Raw genomic sequence first — 20,130 nt, 5'->3', positions numbered from 1 at the left:
CCGACGCAGGGCGGCGACCGACCAGCGAGAAGGCCGCAGCCAACAGCGCGGGCGAGACTCTCGGGAAGGCGCTACGTGAGTCCCAACGGCTCCGACCGCTCGCCGCGGCGCCCGATGCGGCGGAAGCTGCTGCAGGCAATGACTGCGGGCCTGGTCCTGGCGACAGCCACTGGTTGCTCGTACAACTGGGAAGACTTCCCCCGCCTTGGTATGCCCACCCCGGTCACGGAGGAGGCTCCGCGGATCCTCTCCCTCTGGCAGGGCTCGTGGGCGGCCGCGCTCGCCACGGGCGTGCTGGTCTGGGGCCTGATCCTGTGGAGCGTCATCTTCCACCGGCGCAGCCGGACCAAGGTCGAAGTTCCTCCGCAGACCCGGTACAACATGCCCATCGAGGCGCTGTACACGGTGGTCCCGCTCATCATCGTCTCGGTGCTGTTCTACTTCACGGCACGCGACGAGACGAAGCTTCTCAGCCTCAAGCCGAAGCCCGACGTCACGGTCAACGTGGTCGGCTTCCAGTGGAGCTGGGGCTTCAACTACATCGAGGACGTCCCCGGTTCTTCCGGGAACGCCAAGACCGACCCGAACCTGGCCGCCATTCCGGACCGGTTCAAGGCAGACTTCCCGGCGAACGCCGGCGGTGTCTACGACGTCGGCACGCCCGCCACGAAGAACCCGCAGACGGGCAACCCGGGTCCGACCCTCTGGCTCCCCAAGGGTCAGACGGTCCGGTTCATCCTCACTTCGCGGGACGTCATCCACTCCTTCTGGGTGGTGCCGTTCCTCATGAAGCAGGACGTCATCCCGGGCCACACCAACTCCTTCCAGGTGACCCCCAACCGTGAGGGCACCTTCCTGGGCAAGTGCGCCGAGCTGTGCGGCGTCGACCACTCCCGGATGCTCTTCAACGTGAAGGTCGTCTCCCCCGAGCGCTACGAGGCCCACCTCAAGGAGCTCGCGGCGAAGGGACAGACCGGTTACGTCCCGGCCGGCATTGAGCAGACGGGCCACGAGAAGAACCGGGAGACGAACAACCTGTGAGCATCCTCAACGAACCCCAGGGTGCCGCCGCCGAAGACTCGTACGAGAACGAGCTGCCGGTGCGGCGCAAGCAGCCCGGCAGTGTCGTGGTCAAGTGGCTCACCACCACCGACCACAAGACGATCGGCACGCTCTATCTGGTGACGTCGTTCGCGTTCTTCCTGGTCGGCGGCGTCATGGCGCTGCTGATGCGCGCCGAGCTGGCGCGTCCCGGACTGCAGATCATGTCGAACGAGCAGTTCAACCAGGCGTTCACGATGCACGGCACGATCATGCTGCTGATGTTCGCGACGCCGCTCTTCGCCGGTTTCACGAACTGGATCATGCCGCTGCAGATCGGCGCGCCCGACGTGGCGTTCCCGCGGCTGAACATGTTCGCCTACTGGCTGTACCTCTTCGGCTCGACGATCGCGGTCGGCGGTTTCCTCACCCCGCAGGGCGCGGCCGACTTCGGCTGGTTCGCCTACAGCCCGCTGTCGGACGCGGTCCGCTCGCCGGGCATCGGCGCCGACATGTGGATCATGGGTCTGGCCTTCTCCGGCTTCGGCACGATCCTCGGCGCGGTCAACTTCATCACCACGATCATCTGCATGCGCGCTCCCGGCATGACGATGTTCCGTATGCCGATCTTCGTGTGGAACGTCCTGCTCACCGCGGTTCTGGTGCTGCTGGCCTTCCCCGTCCTCGCGGCGGCGCTGTTCGCCCTGGAGGCGGACCGTAAATTCGGTGCGCACGTCTTCGACGCGACAAACGGCGGAGCCTTGCTCTGGCAACACCTCTTCTGGTTCTTCGGCCATCCAGAGGTGTACATCATCGCCCTGCCGTTCTTCGGCATCATCTCCGAAGTCATCCCGGTGTTCTCGCGCAAGCCGATGTTCGGTTACATGGGCCTGATCGGCGCGACCATCGCGATCGCGGGTCTCTCCGTGACCGTGTGGGCGCACCACATGTACGTCACCGGTGGCGTCCTCCTCCCGTTCTTCTCCTTCATGACGTTCCTCATCGCCGTACCGACCGGCGTGAAGTTCTTCAACTGGATCGGAACGATGTGGAAGGGCTCGCTGTCCTTCGAGACACCGATGCTCTGGGCCGTCGGCTTCCTGATCACCTTCACCTTCGGTGGTCTGACCGGCGTCATCCTGGCCTCGCCGCCGATGGACTTCCACGTGTCCGACTCCTACTTCGTGGTGGCGCACTTCCACTACGTCGTCTTCGGCACCGTGGTGTTCGCGATGTTCTCCGGCTTCCACTTCTGGTGGCCGAAGATGACCGGCAAGATGCTCGACGAGCGTCTGGGCAAGGTCACCTTCTGGACGCTGTTCGTGGGCTTCCACGGCACGTTCCTGGTGCAGCACTGGCTGGGTGCCGAGGGCATGCCGCGTCGTTACGCGGACTACCTCGCCGCCGACGGCTTCACCGCGCTGAACACGGTCTCGACGATCAGCTCGTTCCTGCTCGGCCTGTCGATCCTGCCGTTCCTCTACAACGTGTGGAAGACGGCCAAGTACGGCAAGAAGGTCGAGGTCGACGACCCGTGGGGCTACGGCCGTTCGCTCGAATGGGCGACCTCCTGCCCGCCGCCGCGGCACAACTTCCTCACCCTGCCGCGGATCCGCAGTGAATCCCCGGCGTTCGACCTGCACCACCCCGAGATCGCCGCTCTCGAACAGCTCGAGACCGCCGGTCACGGCTCGTCGGCCCTTCCTGGTGGAAAGGAGGCCGGCAAGTGAAGGTCCAAGGCAAGATGTTCATCTGGCTGGCGCTGTTCATCCTCATCATGGGGATCGTCTACGGCGTCTGGTCCAAGGAGCCGGCCGGCACCACGGCCCTCTTCATGGGCTTCGGCCTGAGCATGATGATCGGCTACTACCTGGCCTTCACGGCCCGGCGGGTCGACGCCATGGCGCAGGACGACAAGGAGGCCGACGTCGCGGACGAGGCCGGCGAGGTGGGCTTCTTCAGCCCGCACAGCTGGCAGCCGCTCGCGCTCGGCACCGGTGGCGCGCTCGCCTTCCTGGGCGTCGTCTTCGGCTGGTGGCTGCTGTACTTCTCGGCGCCGCTGATCATGCTCGGCCTGTGGGGCTGGGTCTTCGAGTACTACCACGGTGAGAACCGCACCCAGTAGCACGCGCTGAACGCCCGGGAGCCCGGACACTCCGTCAGGAGAGTCCGGGCTCCCTCGTTTGCCGCGACTTGTGTCCCTCGCTCGGCTCACCCGGCGCGCCGTGCTTGACGGGCGTCCATAGCGTGGACTCATGAATCACTCACCGCGAATCCGCACGGTCGTCAGCTGCACCGCGCTGGTGGTCGCCCTCGGCGCGGGCGCCGCCGCCTGCGGCTCCGACGACCACCCGCTCTCGGCGAAGCCGTACGACGCGGCGGGACAGATCTCGTTCAAGGGCCTCTCCGAGGACAGCAAGAAGCAGACCAAGATCGACCCCGACAAGCCCCTGGAAATCACCTCAGAGAGTGACGAGGGGCGCATCACCGACGTGACCGCCACGGACGCGTCGGGGCGCTATGTCGCGGGCGAACTGGCCGCCGACGGCCGCCGATGGCACAGCACCTCACCGCTGGCCGCGGGCGCCCACTACACGGTGCACGTCAGCACCGAGGACGAGGACGGCGCCCCCGGCCGCAAGGTCATCGGCTTCGACACCAGTACGCCGAAGACGAAGAAGCTGCTGAACGTGGAGTTCGGGCCCAAGACGGGCAGGTACGGCGTCGGCCAGCCGATAACCGCCGAACTCAGCGCCCCCGTCAAGGACAAGGCGGCCCGCACCATAGTCGAACGCGCCCTCAGGGTCGACTCCGTCCCCGCGGTCGACGGCGCCTGGCACTGGGTGGACGACAAGACGCTGCACTACCGCCCCAAGGAGTACTGGCCCGCCCACGCCAGCGTCACGGCCCACAGCAACCTCGCCGGCATCAGGATCGGCGAACGCCTGTGGGGCGGCGACGCCAAGACCGTGAAGATCACCACAGGCGACAGCCTGGTCGCCCTGACCGACGCCGCCACCCACTCCATGACCGTCTACCGCAACGGCCAGGACATCAAGGAGATCCCTGTCACCACGGGCAAGCCCGGCTTCGACACGCGCAACGGCGTCAAGGTCGTGCTCGGGAAGGAGGCCCTCGTACGGATGCGCGGTACCAGCATCGGCATCGCCGAGGGCAGTTCCGACTCCTACGACCTGGAGGTGCGCTACGCGACCCGGGTCACCTGGAGCGGCGAGTACGTCCACGCCGCGCCCTGGTCGACCGGCTCCCAGGGATACGCGAACGTCAGCCACGGCTGCACCGGCATGAGCACCGAGAACGCCGAGTGGTTCTTCAACACGTTCAACGAGGGCGACATAGTCAAGGTCGTCAACTCCGACGGCAAGACGATGGACGCGTTCGGCAACGGTTTCGGCGACTGGAACCTCGACTGGAAGAACTGGCGCGAGGGCAGCGCGCTGGTGGCCGGTTCCCCGGACGCCCCCAGCCCCGCCCAGCGCGCCAGACTGCGCCCTGAGAGCGTGTGAGACCGCGCCCCGCGGCCTGTCCGCCGGTCCTCCGCCGTGGGACGACGTGAGGGGTGCGGACAGGCCCTGGCGGGGCGCGGGACGCTCAGGCGCTCTGGAGGTTCCTGCGACGCAGCAGGGAGGCCAGTGAGGCGGCGAACTCCACCGGGTCGACCGGCAGGGTCACCGCGGCGTCGGCGCGGCTCCAGGTGGCCAGCCAGGCGTCCTGCGGGCGCCCGATGAGCACCAGCGCGGGCGGGCAGTTGAAGATCTCGTCCTTGATCTGCCGGCACACCCCCATGCCACCCATCGGAACCGCCTCGCCGTCCAGGACGCAGACGTCGATGCCGCCCTTGTCGAGCTCCCTGATGACGGCGTCCGGGGTCGCGCACTCGACGAACTCGACGAGGGGAGCGTCCGGGGCGGGCCTGCGCCCGGTGGCGAGCCGCACCTGCGCGCGGGTGTTGGAGTCGTCGCTGTAGACCAGCACCGTGGCGGTCGGCTGCATTCTTCCTCCGAGACGTCAGCGTCGTACGGACATCGTGCGGTCGGGCTGATCGTCCCCTGCCCGATGCGCGGATGCTACTCCCTTGAACACCTCGTCAACACCGGTTCGGACACGGCTTCGATGGTCCATCCGGGCTGGACACACCCGGTCAACACCCCGAACGGCACCCCCCGGCGTGAGGGCGGGATAAGCGACCGACATAATGTCGGTCGTGGCGACAGCAACGACAGTAGAAACCGGGCACGCGCACCCGTCGGTCAATCGGCCGAACCTCACCAGCGTCGGAACCATCATCTGGCTGAGTTCCGAGCTGATGTTCTTCGCGGCCCTCTTCGCGATGTACTTCACCCTGCGATCGGTGACCGGGCCGGATCACTGGAAGGAAATGGCCTCGAGCCTGAACCTTCCGTTCTCGGCGACGAACACCACGATCCTGGTGCTCTCCTCCCTGACCTGCCAGCTCGGCGTCTTCGCCGCCGAGCGCGGGGACGTGAAGAAGCTCCGGATGTGGTTCATCGTCACCTTCATCATGGGTGCGATCTTCATCGGCGGTCAGGTCTTCGAGTACACCGAACTGGTCAAGAAGGACGGGCTCTCGCTCTCCTCCGACCCGTACGGCTCGGTGTTCTACCTGACCACCGGCTTCCACGGACTGCATGTGACGGGCGGACTCATCGCCTTCCTGCTGGTCCTCGGTCGCACCTACGCGGCTCGGAGGTTCACTCACGAGCAGGCGACCGCCGCCATCGTCGTGTCCTACTACTGGCACTTCGTCGATGTCGTCTGGATCGGCCTTTTCGCCACGATCTACCTGATCAAGTAATCGGGCCCACCGCCCGAAACATCCAGAAGCACCGACGCAGAAGATCCTGACACCGGGGTAATCCGTGAAAAAGCTCTCCGCACGACGACGCCATCCGCTGGCGGCGGTCGTCGTCCTACTCCTCGCGCTGGCGGCCACCGGGGGGCTGTACGCCGCGTTCGCACCCGCGGGCAAGGCGCAGGCCGATGAAACCGCCCAGTCCCTCGGTATCACCGAGGGCCAGAAGCTGTACTCCGTGGGCTGCGCAAGCTGCCACGGCACCGGCGGTCAGGGCAGCTCCGACGGGCCGAGCCTGGTGGGTGTGGGCGCCGCGGCGGTCGACTTCCAGGTCGGCACCGGCCGTATGCCGGCCCAGCAGCCCGGCGCTCAGATCCCGCGCAAGAAGGTGATCTACACCCAGGCCGAGATCGACCAGCTCGCGGCCTACATCGCCTCGCTCGGCGCCGGCCCCGCGATCCCGACCAAGAACCAGGTCAGCCCCGAGGGCGCGGACATCGCCAAGGGCGGTGAACTCTTCCGTACCAACTGCGCCCAGTGCCACAACTTCACCGGCAAGGGCGGCGCGCTGACGCACGGCAAGTTCGCGCCGAGCCTGGAGGGTGTCGACCCGAAGCACATCTACGAGGCCATGCAGACGGGCCCGCAGAACATGCCGTCCTTCCCCGACACGACGCTGACGGAGAAGAACAAGCAGGACATCATCGCGTACCTCGACGCGGTCAACGGTGACAACACCGAGAGCCCCGGCGGTCTCGAGCTGGGCGGCCTCGGGCCGGTCAGTGAGGGCCTGTTCGGCTGGGTCTTCGGTCTCGGAACCCTGATCGCCGTCGCCGTCTGGGTCGCCGCTCGGACCGCAAAGGCCAAGAAGTCATGAGTAGCCAAGACATTCCAGAAGAGAACGTGCCCGCCGAGCGGGCCTCCGACGACCACGCAGGTCACGGTCACGGTCCGGTAGCCGTCGCGGACGAGCAGAACCCGTTCGCGGACCCGGGGCTCCCGCCCCACGAGCACCGCATCCAGGACATCGACGAGCGGGCCGCCAAGCGGTCCGAGCGTCTGGTCGCCCTGCTGTTCGTGCTGTCGATGGTGGCCACGGTCGGCTTCATCGCCTCCTACGTGGCGATCCCGAACGACAAGTCGATCTTCGTGTTCCCGCTCGGGCACATCAGCGCGCTGAACTTCGCGCTGGGCATGTGCCTCGGCGTGGCGCTGTTCTCGATCGGCGCGGGCGCGGTCCACTGGGCCCGCACCCTGATGTCCGACGTGGAGATCGCCGACGAGCGTCACCCGATCGAGGCGGAGCCCGCGGTCAAGGCCAAGGTCCTGGCCGACTTCAAGGACGGCGCCCGGGAGTCCGCTCTCGGCCGCCGCAAGCTGATCCGCAACACGATGTTCGGCGCGCTGGCCCTGTTCCCGCTCTCCGGCGTCATGCTGCTGCGCGACCTCGGTCCGCTGCCCGGCACGAAGCTGCGCCACACGCTGTGGTCCAAGGGCAAGCTCCTCGTCAACATGAACACCAACGAGCCGCTGCGTCCCTCGGACCTGGCCGTCGGTTCGCTCACCTTCGCCAAGCCCGAGGGCCTGGAGGAGCACGACGAGGACTTCCAGAAGGAGATCGCCAAGGCGGCCCTGATGATCATCCGGCTCCAGCCGGAGGACATCAAGGACAAGCAGGAACTCGAGTGGTCCTACCAGGGCATCGTGGCGTACTCGAAGATCTGCACCCACGTCGGCTGCCCGATCTCCCTGTACGAGCAGCAGACGCACCACGCGCTGTGCCCGTGCCACCAGTCCACCTTCGACCTCTCCGACGGTGCTCGGGTCATCTTCGGCCCGGCCGGTCACGCCCTGCCTCAGCTGCAGATCGGCGTGAACGCTGAGGGCTACCTCGAAGCGCTCAGCGACTTCAAGGAGCCCGTCGGTCCTGCATTCTGGGAGCGCGGATGAGCACTACCACCACCCCCGACTCGCGCTCCTCGCGCGAGAAGGCACCCGCCGGTGAGCGGGTCGCCGACTGGGCCGACGGCCGTCTCGGGATCTACTCCCTGGCCAAGTCCAACATGCGCAAGATCTTCCCCGACCACTGGTCGTTCATGTTGGGTGAGGTCTGCCTCTACAGCTTCATCATCATCATCCTCACGGGTGTGTACCTGACCCTGTTCTTCCACCCGTCGATGAACGAGGTGGAGTACCACGGCAGCTACGTCCCGCTGCAGGGCCAGTTGATGTCCGAGGCGTTCAACTCGACCATGCACATCTCCTTCGATGTGCGCGGTGGTCTGCTGATCCGTCAGATCCACCACTGGGCCGCGCTGATCTTCCTCGCCGGCATGTTCGTGCACATGATGCGCGTGTTCTTCACGGGTGCGTTCCGCAAGCCCCGTGAGATCAACTGGGTCTTCGGATTCCTGCTGTTCGTCCTCGGCATGTTCACCGGCTTCACCGGTTACTCGCTGCCGGACGACCTGCTCTCCGGCACCGGTGTCCGCTTCATGGAGGGCGCGATCCTGTCCGTGCCGATCGTCGGCACGTACCTGTCGTTCTTCCTGTTCGGCGGAGAGTTCCCGGGCGGCGACTTCGTGGCCCGCTTCTACGCGGTGCACGTGCTGCTGCTGCCGGGCATCATGCTCGGCCTGGTCGTCGGCCACCTGATCCTGGTCTTCTACCACAAGCACACGCAGTTCGCGGGTCCCGGCAAGACGAACAACAACGTCGTCGGCATGCCGCTGCTGCCCGTCTACATGGCCAAGGCCGGAGGCTTCTTCTTCCTGGTCTTCGGTGTCATCGCGGCCATCGCGGCGATCGCCTCGATCAACCCGATCTGGGCCCTGGGCCCGTACCGTCCGGACCAGGTGTCCACCGGCGCCCAGCCCGACTGGTACATGGGCTTCTCCGAGGGCCTGATCCGCGTCATGCCTGGCTGGGAGATCAACCTCTGGGGTCACACGCTCGTCCTGGGTGTGTTCATCCCGCTGGTCATCTTCCCGCTGGTCCTGGTCGCGATCGCGGTCTACCCGTTCATCGAGGGCTGGGTCACCGGCGACAAGCGCGAGCACCACATCCTGGACCGTCCGCGCAACGTCCCGACCCGGACCGCGTTCGGCGCCGCCTGGATCAGCTGGTACTTCGTCCTGCTCATCGGTGGCGGCAACGACCTGTGGGCCACGCACTTCCACCTGTCGATCAACTCGATCACCTGGTTCGTCCGGATCGCGTTCTTCGTCGTGCCGGTGCTGACCTTCATCGCCACCAAGCGTGTCTGCCTCGGCCTCCAGCGCCGGGACCGGGACAAGGTGCTGCACGGCCGCGAGTCGGGCATCATCAAGCGCCTGCCGCACGGTGAGTTCATCGAGGTCCACGAGCCGCTCAGCCAGGACGCGCTGCACACGCTCACCGCGCACGAGCAGTACAAGCCGGCCGAGATCGGCCCGACGGTCGACGAGAACGGTGTCGAGCGCAAGGTCTCGGGCACGCAGAAGCTGCGCGCCAAGATGAGCCAGGGCTTCTACGGGGAGGAAGGCCAGATCCCCAAGCCCACCGTCGAGGAGTACAAGGAGATCGCGAGCGGCCACGGCCACCACTGATCCCCGGCAGTTCGCCACGGCTGGAGCCCCGTCCATGACACGGACGGGGCTCTTTGCCGTCCTCCGGGCTGGATAGGGTGGTCTCACCCGGTGGTGCGGGGCGATCCACCCCGCGTCACCCACGAACCGTGTCACCCGTGTCACCCGCGACCGCGTGACCCACGAACCCAGGAGCGACCATGAGCGCTGTGAACCCCGCTGGAGGCGACACCGCGGCGGGCCGTTCCTGGCCCGCGGTACTGAACGGACTGCTCGAAGGCCGCGACCAGAGCGCGGACGACACCGCCTGGGCGATGGACCGCATCATGCGCGGCGAGGCGACCGACGCGCAGATCGCCGGGTTCGTGGTGGCCCTGCGCGCCAAGGGCGAGACCGTCCAGGAGATCGCCGGACTCGTCCGGGCGATGTACGAGCACGCCAATGTGATCGAGGTGCCCGGCCGCACCGTCGACATCGTCGGCACGGGAGGCGACGGCGCGAAGACCGTCAACATCTCGACGATGTCCTCGATCGTGGTGGCCGGCACCGGCGCCAAGGTCGTCAAGCACGGCAACCGGGCCGCGTCCTCCGCGTCCGGCTCCTCGGACGTCCTGGAGAAGCTCGGCGTCAATCTCCAACTGCCGGTGAAGCGGGTCGCCGAGGTGGCCGAGGAGGCCGGGATCACCTTCTGCTTCGCGGTCAAGTTCCACCCGGCGCTGCGTCATGTGGCGGCGGCCCGCGGCCAGTTGGGCATCCGGACCACCTTCAACGTGCTCGGACCGCTGACCAACCCGGCCCGGGTGAAGGCCCAGGCGGTCGGTGTCGCCGATCCCCGGATGGCGCCCATCGTGGCGGGCGTGTTCGCCGAGCGCGGCAACTCCTCGCTCGTCTTCCGCGGCGACGACGGCCTCGACGAGCTGACCACCACCGGGGGCTCGCACGTCTGGGTCGTCCGCGACGGCAAGGTCACCGAGGAGCGCTTCGACCCCCGCGACGTCGGGCTCGACATCGTCCCGGTGGAGGCCCTGCGGGGCGCCGACGCCTCGTACAACGCGGAGGTCGCCCGGCGTCTCCTGGACGGCGAGAAGGGGCCCGTACGGGACGCGGTCCTGCTGAACTCGGCGGCGGCCCTGGTGGCCCTGACGCCGGCCGACGGGCCGCTGGCCGGGCAGCTCCGCGTCCAGATGGACAGGGCGGCCGAGGCCATCGACTCCGGCGCCGCCAAGCGCACCCTGGAGCGCTGGGTGGCCGCCAGCAACGCCTGAACACCCGGGATCCCGCGCGGGACGCAGTCCGGATCGTGGACTGCGTCTTGCGCGGGGAAGATCCTCTGGCAAGATGCTGTACCAGGTCATGAGTGACAGCCATCAGGCCCCGGCCGGCTGTCCGGCAACCCTCCGTCCGTGGCGGGGTGCCCCGGGTGAAGACCAGGTCGTAGGCAGCGAGGCCTACGGCAAGCGCGGACCCCTCCCGCTCTCCGGGCGGACCACCAGGGGTCCTGGTCGTTCGAGGGAGCCTTCTGTGAGCAAGCGAATGCGTTAGGGCGCCGAGCCCCGCCTCCGCACACCCTTTTCACCTTTCTCCCGCGCCGAGCGCCGCCCTGAGGCGGCCGGCTCGCGCGGTGATTCCGCCTGCCTCTCACAGGAGCTCGCCATGTCTGCTTCCACCCTTGCCGCCGACCAGACTGTTTGTGCCCCCCTGCCCGTTCTGGGCCGGGATGTCACCGTCCCCCTCGTCACCGGCGGCGAGGTGACCTACGCGGCTCTCGACTACGCCGCCAGCGCGCCCGCCCTCCAGCGCGTGTGGGACGACGTCGCCGCGTACGCGCCGTACTACGGCAGCGTCCACCGGGGCGCCGGCTACCTCTCGCAGCTCTCCACCGACCTCTTCGAGAACGCCCGCAGGACCGTCGCGGAGTTCCTCGACTGCCGCGACGGCGACCAGGTCGTCTTCACCCGCTCCACCACCGACTCGCTCAACCTGCTCGCCGCGGCCCTCCCGGCCGGCTGCCAGGTCTTCGTCTTCGAGACCGAGCACCACGCCTCCCTGCTGCCCTGGCGCGACGCCCGCGTGACCTACCTGAACGCCCCGCGCACCCCCGCCGAGGCCGTCGACACCCTGGAGCGCGCCCTCGCCGCCCGGGACCCCTACGGACCGGCCCTCGTCTGCGTCACCGGCGCCTCGAACGTCACCGGCGAGCTGTGGCCGGTGCGGGAACTGGCCGCCGCCGCGCACGCCCACGGCGCCCGCATCGTCCTCGACGCCGCCCAGCTCGCCCCGCACCACCCGGTGTCCGTCCAGGACCTCGACGTCGACTGGGTCGCCTTCTCCGGGCACAAGCTGTACGCGCCCTTCGGCTCCGGCGTCCTCGCGGGCCGCTCCGACTGGCTGACCGAGGCCGACCCCTACCTCGCGGGCGGCGGCGCCAGCCGCAAGGTCACCCGGCGCGCGGACGGCGGCGTGGACGTCGAGTGGCACGACAGCGCCGCCCGCCACGAGGCCGGCTCGCCGAACGTCATCGGCGCCTACTCGATCGCCTCGGCCTGCAAGGCGCTCACCGACGAGGGCTTCGACAACCTGCTCGCCCGCGAGCGGCACCTGATCCGCACCGTCCGCGAGGGCCTCGCCGAGGTCCCCGAGGTCCGCGTGCTCTCCCTCTTCGGTGACGACGCCCCGCGGGTCGGCGTCATCTCCTTCGTCGTCGAGGGCTGGAACAGCTCGCACTTCGCCGCCGCGCTCTCCGCCGAGTACGGCATCGGGGTCCGCGACGGACTGTTCTGCGCCCACCCGCTCGTGCGCACCCTGCTCGGCAGCGACCCGGAGACCGCGGGGGAGTGCGGAGCCCCCGAGGCGGCCCCCGGCGAGAAGTCCCTCAACGCCATCCGCGTCAGCTTCGGGGCCGGCACCCCCGACGAGCACGTCGAGCGGTTCGTCCGCGCGGTGCGCGAGCTCGTCAGGGACGGAGCGCGCTGGCGGTACCGCACCGAGGACGGCCGCTGCGTCCCGGCGGTCTGACCCCCGCACCGGATCCGCCCGGAGGCGGCGCCGCGTCGGTCAGGAGTCGAGACCGATCGCGAACGCCGCCTCCAGGTCGTGCTGGGAGTACGTACGGAACGCCACGTGCGTGTCCGTCGCCTCGACGCCCGGGATCTTGCTGATCCGGCCGGGGATGACGTCCGCCAGGTCGTCGTGGGCATGGACCCGGACCATGGCGATCAGGTCGTAGGTGCCGGTGACCGAGAAGACCTCGCTGACGCTCTCCAGCGACGCGATCGACTCGGCGATCTCGGGGATGCGGTCCACGCTGGTCTTGATGAGGACGATCGCGGTGATCACGGCTGGTTCTCTCCCTAGGGGGCCGCTGCTGGGGATCTCACCCTACTCGCGGTCCACCGGACCCGGCCGCTCCACCGGGGGCCCCGGCAGGACCCCCCGGGCGGGCACGACGGCCGGGCGCCGCCGGAAGCGCGCCCAGGCGTAGACGAAACCCAGGGAGAAGCCCACGAGGTGGGCCAGGTAGGCCACCCCGGGACCACCCGAACCGCTGCGCCCGGCCGCCAGCCACTGGAGGCTGAACCAGAACGGCAGCACCACCCAGGCCGGGAACCGCAGCGGCAGGAAGAACAGGAACGGGAAGAGACTGGTCACCCGGGCCTTGGGGAACAGGTAGAGGAACGCGCCGAGCACCGCGGAGATCGCCCCGGAGGCCCCGACCAGGGACTGCTGCGAGGTCGCGTTGGCGGCGGCGTACCCGAGCAGGGCCAGGTATCCGCAGCCCAGGTAGAACAGGGCGAACTCCAGATGGCCCATGCGCTCCTCGGTCATCAGCCCGAACACGTAGAAGAAGAGCATGTTGCCCAGGAGATGGAGCCAGCTTCCGTGGACGAACAGGGCGGTCGCGGGGGTGAGCGCCTCGCCCGGGGCCCCGTCGAACAGGGCGGCCGGCACCACGCCCCAGCGGCGGAAGTACGCCCGTTGCGCGACCAGCAGCTCGTCCCCCGTGCCGTACGCGGGATCGAGACCCGAGGCGGGGCCGATCACGAAGATCAGACAGCACAGGACGATCAGTCCGTACGTCACCGGCGCGGACCGGCCCCGCAGCGCCCTGCCGACCGTCGCACTCCAATTGCCGATCATGGTGCAGAGCATGACGTAACCACGCCGATGCACACAGACCGCCTCGCCGCCGTGGACACCCGAGCGTCGAGTACCCGCCAGGCCGTAGGGTTACGAGCCAAAGCCCCGGGAAACCGGCGCCGGACGGACACTAGAAGGAAAGCGACTGCCCTATGACGGTTCCCCTGCCCGATGCCAAGACCCGCTGGCGCTGCACCCTCTGCGGCAACCTCACGCGTTTCGACGTGACCCGCTCGTCGAAGGTCGTCGAGTATGTGCACCTGGACCTCGCCGGTGAGCCGAAGGTCGAGGAGCGCGAGGTGGTCAGTGAGACCATCGAGTCGGTGCGGTGCCGTTGGTGCAACGCGGTGGATCAGGTCGAACTCGTGGACAGGCCGGGCGCCGGCTCCTGACGGAGCGGGCCCCGCACGGATATTGGGGTGAATCGGATGGTGGAGACCACAGGCGGGGAGCCGGACGACGGCACCGCCGAGGTGCTCGACCGTCCGCTGCCCGACGGCGTGCGCCGACGGGTCGTGCAGATCGTCTCCGACGGCTTCGGCGGGCTGACGGTGTCCGAACTGCCCGTGCAGTTGAGACAGTACGCCCGGTTCGCACCCAATCGTCGCGTCAAGTTCGCCGGCAACGCGATGGCGGCGGCGCTGGAGACCGACCCGCTGTTCAGACAGCGCATCGCCGAGAAGCTCAGAGAGACCCAGTCCGAGCTCGTCGGCGCGCTCGACTCGGGCGCGCCGCCCCCGGCCGCGGATCCGCTGGACGTGGCGGCCGCGGCCTACGTCGTGCGCCCGACCGGCTGGGTGAAGCTCGTGACCGCCGCGGGCGAGGAGGCCCTGCGCGCCGACGCCGAGCGCGCCGGCGAGGAGAGCCGCGCCGAACTGGACCGGCTGCGCGCGGAACTCGCGGAGGCCCGCGGGCAGACCCGCTCCGAGACCGAACGGCTGCGTACGGAACTGGAGTCGGCCCGCAAGGAAGCGGAATCGCTTCACCGCAAGCTGCGCGGGGCCCTCAGTGACGTCAAGCGCGGTGAGGCGGCCCTGCGCAAGCTGCAGGCGGAGACGGACGGCGCGAAGGCGGAGAGCCAGGCGCAGGTGTCCGCGGCCGAGAGCGAGACGCGGCGCCTCAAGGCACGGCTCTCCGAGGCCGAGGCGGCCCTGGAGGCCACCCGCAAGGCGGCCCGCGAGGGGCGCAGCGTCGAGGACATGCGGGTGCGGCTGCTGCTCGACACGGTCCTGGAGGCGGCCCAGGGGCTGCGCCGGGAACTGGCGCTGCCTCCCGTGTCCGTGCGGCCCGCGGAGACGGTCGAGGCGGTCGAGCCGGGGCGGATGACCCCGAAGGACATCGCCGCCCGCGCGCTGTCCGAGAACGACCCCGCGATCCTGGACCAGTTGCTCGCGCTGCCCCAGGCGCACCTCGTCGTCGACGGCTACAACGTCACCAAGACCGGTTATCCCCAGATGCCGCTGGAGAAGCAGCGGCTGCGGCTGCTCGGGCAGCTCTCGCAGCTCGCCGCGCAGACCGGCGCCGAGGTCACCTGTGTCTTCGACGGGGCCGAACTAGCCGCGCCGGTGCTGCTCGCGCCCCCACGCGGGGTGCGGGTGCTCTTCTCCAAGCCCGGCGTCACGGCGGACGAGCTGATCCGTCAGCTCGTGCGGGCCGAGCCGCCCGGCCGCCCGGTCATCGTCGTCTCGACCGACCGTGAGGTGGCCGACGGGATCGCCAAGGCGGGCGCCCGGCCGGTGGCGTCCGCGGTACTCCTCAAGCGCTTCTCGCGCGGCTGACCCTGCGCTTCTCGCGCGCCTGAGCGTTCTTTCCTTCTTTCGCCCCTTTCGCTCTGCTTTGGGGGCGAATTCGGGGTGGATGCTGTCCGGTTCGGCGCGGTCGGCGATCGGTTCCCTAAGTCGCGCGAGTCCCCTACGTCCCATGCGTAACGTCTAGGGCTGATGCCCGAATTCGTCGGACATTCACACGACGTAGTGTCAAGCGGACATCACTGCAGGTGAGTTGATGGCAAAGAATGCTCTCCGTGACAAAGAATTTTCAGGTTTGGATTTGAACTGATCACAAGTAGGTCACTAGGGTCGTGCCTCGAACCTCCAACTAGGGTGATCACTCATGGGGAGTGACGGTGGAGGGGCACCGCCCGTCGGCGTATTCGGCAGGCGGCTGGAGGAAGAAGGAGCTCGCCTTCGTGGCGTCCCACCGTCGACCCAAGCAGCCGAGCCGCACCCGTGTGACCGTGCTCACCACCGCCGCCGCTGCCGCTGTTGTCCTCAGCGCCAACGCCGCCAACGCGGCGCCGTCCGAGAAGCCCAACAAGGACGAGGTCAAGACCAAGGTCGACAAGCTCTACGAAGAGGCCGAGCAGGCCACGGAGAAGCTCGACGGCGCCAAGGAGAAGCAGCAGAAGCTGCAGAAGCAGATCAGCGCTCTCCAGGACAACGTCGCCCGTGGCCAGGAAGAGCTCAACGAGCTGCGTGACGGTCTCGGTTCGATGGCCAGCGCCCAGTACCGCACCGGCGGCATCGACCCCTCCGTGGCCCTCTTCCTCTCCTCCGACCCGGACGACTTCCTGGACAAGGCCTCGGCCATGGACCAGTTGAGCGCCCAGCAGGTCGAGTCGCTCAAGAAGGTCCAGGAGAAGCAGCGTTCGCTCGCCCAGCAGCGTGCCGAGGCCTCCGCGAAGCTCAAGGACCTCGCCGACACCCGGGCCGAGCTCGCCAAGAAGAAGAAGGAAGTCCAGAGCAAGCTGGGCTCCGCGCAGAAGCTCCTCAACACGCTGACCGCCCAGGAGAAGGCCGCGCTGGCCACCCAGGAGCAGGAGCGGGCCACCCGCGCCAGCCAGCGCGTCGACCTCGGCAACAGCAAGGGCTCGGGCCGTGCCGGCGCCGCCTTCGCCGCCGCCCAGAGCGTGATCGGCTCCCCGTACGTCTACGGCGCCTCCGGCCCCAGCTCGTTCGACTGCTCGGGCCTCACCTCCTGGGCCTACGCCCAGGCCGGCGTGACGATACCCCGCACCTCGGAGGCCCAGGCCAACGCGGGCACCCGCATCTACTCGCAGAGCGATCTCCAGGTCGGCGACCTGGTCATCTTCTACGGCGACCAGCACCACGTCGGCCTCTACGCGGGCAACGGCCAGGTGCTGCACGCCCCGCACACCGGCGCGGTCGTCCGCTACGAGGCGATCGGCAACATGCCCTTCCAGTTCGGCGTCCGGATCTGATCCGGACGGGCGGTCCCGCACGCGGTGCGGGCCGCCCCGAGCGCTCTCCCGCCACACCGCCCAAACGGGCGAATTGCGACAACTCGCGCTGACCCCACGCCCCGTCGGTGACCTGCGTCTCCGGCGGGGCGTCACTGTGCGTGCCCGCGAGGGTCTTTGGCCGACGTGTGGTCGCGCGGTTACTGTCTGCCGCGATCCCCCGACGGCGGGGGACCGTCAGCGGAAGGGAGTGCGGTCACCCGTGGGGTTCCATCGCCGCCTTGCACCGACCGGCTTCCACCGGGGCGCCGGCGCCTTCGGTGCCGCCGCCTGCGTGATGTCCGCGGCGGCCGCCGCGCTCGGCACCCTGCCCGCCTCGGCGGCGCCGCACGACGAGACCCGGGCCGAGGTGGACCGCCTCTACGCCCAGGCGGAGAAGGCCACCGAGGCGTACAACAAGGCCGACGAGCGCGGCGACGCGCTGCGCGAGCAGATCGGCACGGCACAGGACCAGATCGCCCGGCAGCAGGACCGCGTCAACACCATGCGCGACGCGCTGGGTTCGCTCGCCGGGGCGCAGTACCGCTCGGGCGGCATCGACCCGTCCCTCGCGCTGCTCTTCTCCGCCGACCCGGACGACTATCTCGACCAGGCCTCCGCCCTCGACCGGATCGGCACCCGCCAGGCCGGCGAACTCAAGAACCTCCAGCTCGCGTTGCGCGACCTCGCCCAGGAACGCCGCGAGGCCGACGGGAAACTGGCCGAGCTGGAACGCAGCCGCAAGGCCGTCGCCCGGAACAAGCGGGTCATCGAGGGCAAACTGGCCAAGGCGCGGCACCTGCTCAACTCGCTCCCCTACGCGGACCGCGCCGCCTACGACCGGGCGTCGCGCGCGACCCGCGGCGACCTGCCGGGACTCGGCGGCTCCGTCGCCTCCTCGTCGCGCGCGGCCATCGCCGTCGCGGCGGCCCGCTCGGCGCTCGGCCGGCCCTACGTGTGGGGCGCCAACGGGCCCGGCGGCTTCGACTGTTCGGGCCTCATGCAGTGGTCCTACGCGCACGCCGGGGTCGGCCTGCCGCGCACCTCGCAGGCCCAGCGGTTCGCCGGACGGCAGATCCCGCTCTCCCAGGCGCGGCCCGGTGACCTGGTGACCTACCGGTCCGACGCCAGCCATGTCGGCATGTACGTGGGCAACGGCCAGGTGATCCACGCGCCCTACCCGGGCGCACCGGTGCGCTACGACCCGGTCGGGATGATGCCGATCTCGTCCGTCACGCGCGTCTGACGGGGGCGCCGTCCCGGCTCCGCACGGGCCCGGCGGGCGGTCCGGCGGGCGGCCGCGGGCACCGTACGATCGGGAGAATGGCCGGTCGAAGGTGTGGTGCGTCGCGAGCGTGGCTCTCCGTCGTGCTGCTGCTCGCCGGGCTCGTCGGCTGCGGCGGCCGGGCCGCGCCGGACACCGCGGCGGCGGATGTGCAGCGGGTCCTGGACCGGCGGGCGGCCGCGGTCCTGGACCGGGACGACGCGGCGTTCCGTGCCACCGGCACGGCGGCCGGGGCCGGACAGGGGCTCGCGAGCCTGCGTGAGGTGCCGCTCTCGGCCTGGTCCTACCGGCTGGCCGACCTGAACCGCTCCGGCGACCGTGCCACCGCCCGTGCCGAACTGCGCTACGGCATCGACGGCTACGACACCGCGCCGGTCAAGGTGGACCGCGCGCTCGGGCTCACCCGAACCGGCGGAACCTGGCGCGTCACCTCCGACGAGCCGGCCGGCAAGGGCGGCGACCAGTTGTGGGACGAGGGGACCGTGACGGCCGTACGAGGCCGGCACAGCCTCGTCCTGGGGGTCGGGCAGTCCGACGGGCGGCTGCGGACCTTCGCGGGCCTCGCGGACCGTGCCGTGCCGGCCGTCTCGGACGCCTGGGGCGCGGACTGGTCGCGGCACGTCGTCGTCCTCGTACCGAAGTCGCTGGAGGGGATGGCGGGGCTGCTCGGGGCCCCGGCGTCCGGGTACCGGGGGATCGCGGCGGTCACCACCGGTGAGGCGGGCGGCTCGGCGAAGGCGCCCGCGGACCGGATCATCGTCAACCCGGACGCGTACGGCGTCCTCGGCGACCTCGGCAAGCAGGTCGTGCTCACCCACGAGACCACGCACGTCGCCACCCGCGCGCACACCACGGCCGCCACTCCGCTGTGGCTGTCCGAGGGGTACGCGGACTGGGCCGGCTATCGCGGCAGCGGGCGGACGGCGGGCCAGGTCGCTCCGGAACTGCAGCGCGCGGTGGCCGAGGGGGACGTCCCGGCCGCGCTGCCCGGGGACGGGGACTTCGGGTTCAGCGGGGACGCGGGCCGGCTGGCGCGGGCGTACGAGGGCGGCTGGATGGCCTGCCGGCTGATCGCGGACCGGTGGGGCGAGGTCCGGCTGAACGACTTCTACCGTGCGGTGGGCGACCACGGGAAGCGGGCGGGGGCGGTCGATGCCGCGCTGCGGGAGGTGCTGCACACGACACCGGAGTCGTTCACCGCGCTGTGGCGCCAGTACCTCAGGGACCAGCTGGGCTGAGATGCCGGGCGCCGTTTCGCCCGGCGCCCTGGCGCCAGGGATCCGGCCCGCCCGAGCCCTGGAGGCCGACTCGGCCGACCCTCAGGCCTGTTCACCGACCCTGTTCACCTGGTCACCGACCTTCAGGCCTGTTCACCGACCCTGTTCACCTGGTCACCGACCTTCAGGCCTGCTCACCGACCCTGTTCACCGACCCTCAGGCCTGTTCGCCCTCCAGCCGGTCGATGGCCTCCGCGAGCCAGGTCCGCTCCGCCTCGCCGGTCGCCCGCGCCACCCGCAGCATGCCCTGCCGGAACAGGTCGCCCGCCTCCTCCGCGCGCACCGGCCGCTCGCCCTCGTAGAAGAAGCTCGTCGGGGCCAGGAGGAACTCTTGGCGGCGGCGCAGCACCGCGGCCTGCTCGCGGGGGTCGCCGAGGTGGCGCAGGAACGCGAGCAGGGTGTTGAAGCGGACCTGGTCGGTGATCTCGGCCTGCTTGGGGTGGCGCAGCCGTTCCATGAGGTCCGCGCGCCCCTTCTCGGTGAGCGACAGGATGCGCCGCGGGGCCGCGCCGCTGCCGGGCTCGGTGTGCTGGTCGAGCAGGCCGCCGTCGACCAGGCGCGTGATCGCCGGGTAGAGGGCGCCGTCGCTGACCGGCCGGACGTGTCCGGTCAGCGCCTTGATGCGCTCCTTCAGCTCGTAGCCGTGCAGCGGCTCCTCGTACAGGAAGCCCAGGATCGACAGCTCCAGCATCCGGCCGGCCCTTCCTTCGTGGACGCCGACGGCCCGCGGGGTCGGCGTGTCCGGGTGGTTG

At 69.6% G+C, this 20,130-nt stretch carries 19 protein-coding genes and 1 riboswitch; of the genes, 15 read left to right on the top strand and 4 right to left on the bottom strand.

From position 1 onward, the window contains the following. The first annotated feature begins 75 nt into the window (after window positions 1-75). The 4 genes from ctaC (at window position 76) to ACZ4TO_RS10690 (ending at window position 4,568) form a co-directional block, all read left to right on the top strand. A complete protein-coding gene (ctaC, locus tag ACZ4TO_RS10705; protein ID WP_382781091.1) occupies window positions 76-1,041 on the top strand; it encodes an aa3-type cytochrome oxidase subunit II in 966 nt (321 codons plus the stop codon). Beyond that, window positions 1,038-2,771 (top strand): aa3-type cytochrome oxidase subunit I, encoded by a 1,734-nt coding sequence (gene ctaD / locus ACZ4TO_RS10700; protein ID WP_382781088.1) that lies wholly within the window; start codon window positions 1,038-1,040, stop codon window positions 2,769-2,771. The genes ctaC and ctaD overlap by 4 nt, the downstream gene beginning before the upstream one ends. Then, entirely contained in the window at window positions 2,768-3,166 is a 399-nt protein-coding gene (locus ACZ4TO_RS10695; protein WP_355765877.1) for a cytochrome c oxidase subunit 4, read from the top strand. The genes ctaD and ACZ4TO_RS10695 overlap by 4 nt, the downstream gene beginning before the upstream one ends. A gap of 130 nt (window positions 3,167-3,296) precedes the next feature. Next, window positions 3,297-4,568 carry a L,D-transpeptidase gene (locus ACZ4TO_RS10690; protein WP_382781084.1) on the top strand — a complete coding sequence of 424 codons (1,272 nt, stop codon included), beginning with the start codon at window positions 3,297-3,299 and terminating at the stop codon, window positions 4,566-4,568. A gap of 85 nt (window positions 4,569-4,653) precedes the next feature. Here ACZ4TO_RS10690 and ACZ4TO_RS10685 read toward each other — a convergent pair whose 3' ends face one another. Further along, window positions 4,654-5,055, bottom strand: coding sequence for a response regulator (locus ACZ4TO_RS10685; protein ID WP_382781082.1), 402 nt, complete (start codon window positions 5,053-5,055; stop codon window positions 4,654-4,656). Between the two features lie 202 nt (window positions 5,056-5,257). Between ACZ4TO_RS10685 and ctaE the strand changes: the two genes are divergently transcribed. The 6 genes from ctaE (at window position 5,258) to ACZ4TO_RS10655 (ending at window position 12,456) form a co-directional block, all read left to right on the top strand. Continuing rightward, entirely contained in the window at window positions 5,258-5,878 is a 621-nt protein-coding gene (ctaE, locus tag ACZ4TO_RS10680) for an aa3-type cytochrome oxidase subunit III (protein ID WP_328453310.1), read from the top strand. Window positions 5,879-5,942: 64 nt separating this feature from the next. Beyond that, window positions 5,943-6,752 (top strand): cytochrome bc1 complex diheme cytochrome c subunit, encoded by an 810-nt coding sequence (gene qcrC, locus ACZ4TO_RS10675; protein ID WP_355765867.1) that lies wholly within the window; start codon window positions 5,943-5,945, stop codon window positions 6,750-6,752. Beyond that, window positions 6,749-7,825 (top strand): cytochrome bc1 complex Rieske iron-sulfur subunit, encoded by a 1,077-nt coding sequence (qcrA, locus tag ACZ4TO_RS10670; RefSeq protein WP_382781078.1) that lies wholly within the window; start codon window positions 6,749-6,751, stop codon window positions 7,823-7,825. The genes qcrC and qcrA overlap by 4 nt, the downstream gene beginning before the upstream one ends. Next, a complete protein-coding gene (qcrB, locus tag ACZ4TO_RS10665) occupies window positions 7,822-9,462 on the top strand; it encodes a cytochrome bc1 complex cytochrome b subunit (RefSeq protein WP_382781075.1) in 1,641 nt (546 codons plus the stop codon). The genes qcrA and qcrB overlap by 4 nt, the downstream gene beginning before the upstream one ends. Window positions 9,463-9,641: 179 nt before the next feature. Continuing rightward, entirely contained in the window at window positions 9,642-10,706 is a 1,065-nt protein-coding gene (gene trpD / locus ACZ4TO_RS10660) for an anthranilate phosphoribosyltransferase (RefSeq protein WP_468023976.1), read from the top strand. An 84-nt stretch (window positions 10,707-10,790) separates the two neighbouring features. After that, a riboswitch (SAM riboswitch) is annotated at window positions 10,791-10,907 on the top strand. Window positions 10,908-11,094: 187 nt separating this feature from the next. Then, window positions 11,095-12,456: an aminotransferase class V-fold PLP-dependent enzyme gene (locus tag ACZ4TO_RS10655; RefSeq protein WP_468023975.1), complete on the top strand. Its 1,362-nt coding sequence runs from the start codon at window positions 11,095-11,097 to the stop codon at window positions 12,454-12,456. Between the two features lie 39 nt (window positions 12,457-12,495). On the opposite strand, the gene ACZ4TO_RS10650 is transcribed toward ACZ4TO_RS10655, so the two are convergent. Next, entirely contained in the window at window positions 12,496-12,777 is a 282-nt protein-coding gene (locus ACZ4TO_RS10650) for an Lrp/AsnC family transcriptional regulator (protein ID WP_339128929.1), read from the bottom strand. Window positions 12,778-12,819: 42 nt separating this feature from the next. Continuing rightward, entirely contained in the window at window positions 12,820-13,578 is a 759-nt protein-coding gene (locus tag ACZ4TO_RS10645; protein WP_382781066.1) for a rhomboid family intramembrane serine protease, read from the bottom strand. A 152-nt stretch (window positions 13,579-13,730) separates the two neighbouring features. On the opposite strand from ACZ4TO_RS10645, the gene ACZ4TO_RS10640 reads away from it, so the two are divergent. The 5 genes from ACZ4TO_RS10640 (at window position 13,731) to ACZ4TO_RS10620 (ending at window position 19,339) form a co-directional block, all read left to right on the top strand. Next, window positions 13,731-13,970: a hypothetical protein gene (locus ACZ4TO_RS10640; protein WP_037624014.1), complete on the top strand. Its 240-nt coding sequence runs from the start codon at window positions 13,731-13,733 to the stop codon at window positions 13,968-13,970. Window positions 13,971-14,006: 36 nt separating this feature from the next. Continuing rightward, on the top strand, window positions 14,007-15,356 hold the full coding sequence (locus tag ACZ4TO_RS10635; RefSeq protein WP_468023974.1) for an NYN domain-containing protein: 1,350 nt from the start codon (window positions 14,007-14,009) through the stop codon (window positions 15,354-15,356). Between the two features lie 410 nt (window positions 15,357-15,766). Then, window positions 15,767-16,798, top strand: coding sequence for a C40 family peptidase (locus ACZ4TO_RS10630; RefSeq protein WP_382781060.1), 1,032 nt, complete (start codon window positions 15,767-15,769; stop codon window positions 16,796-16,798). Window positions 16,799-17,039: 241 nt separating this feature from the next. Next, complete coding sequence (locus ACZ4TO_RS10625) at window positions 17,040-18,062, top strand: C40 family peptidase (RefSeq protein WP_382781057.1); 1,023 nt, start codon at window positions 17,040-17,042, stop codon at window positions 18,060-18,062. Window positions 18,063-18,139: 77 nt separating this feature from the next. Next, on the top strand, window positions 18,140-19,339 hold the full coding sequence (locus ACZ4TO_RS10620; RefSeq protein WP_385049559.1) for a hypothetical protein: 1,200 nt from the start codon (window positions 18,140-18,142) through the stop codon (window positions 19,337-19,339). Window positions 19,340-19,535: 196 nt separating this feature from the next. Here ACZ4TO_RS10620 and ACZ4TO_RS10615 read toward each other — a convergent pair whose 3' ends face one another. After that, window positions 19,536-20,069 carry a PadR family transcriptional regulator gene (locus ACZ4TO_RS10615; RefSeq protein WP_468023973.1) on the bottom strand — a complete coding sequence of 178 codons (534 nt, stop codon included), beginning with the start codon at window positions 20,067-20,069 and terminating at the stop codon, window positions 19,536-19,538. Window positions 20,070-20,130 lie beyond the last annotated feature (61 nt).

Source organism: Streptomyces sp. NPDC028298, from assembly GCF_055565895.1.
The sequence above is the reverse complement of the archived record's forward strand: the minus strand, read 5'-3'. Positions and strand labels throughout refer to the sequence as shown.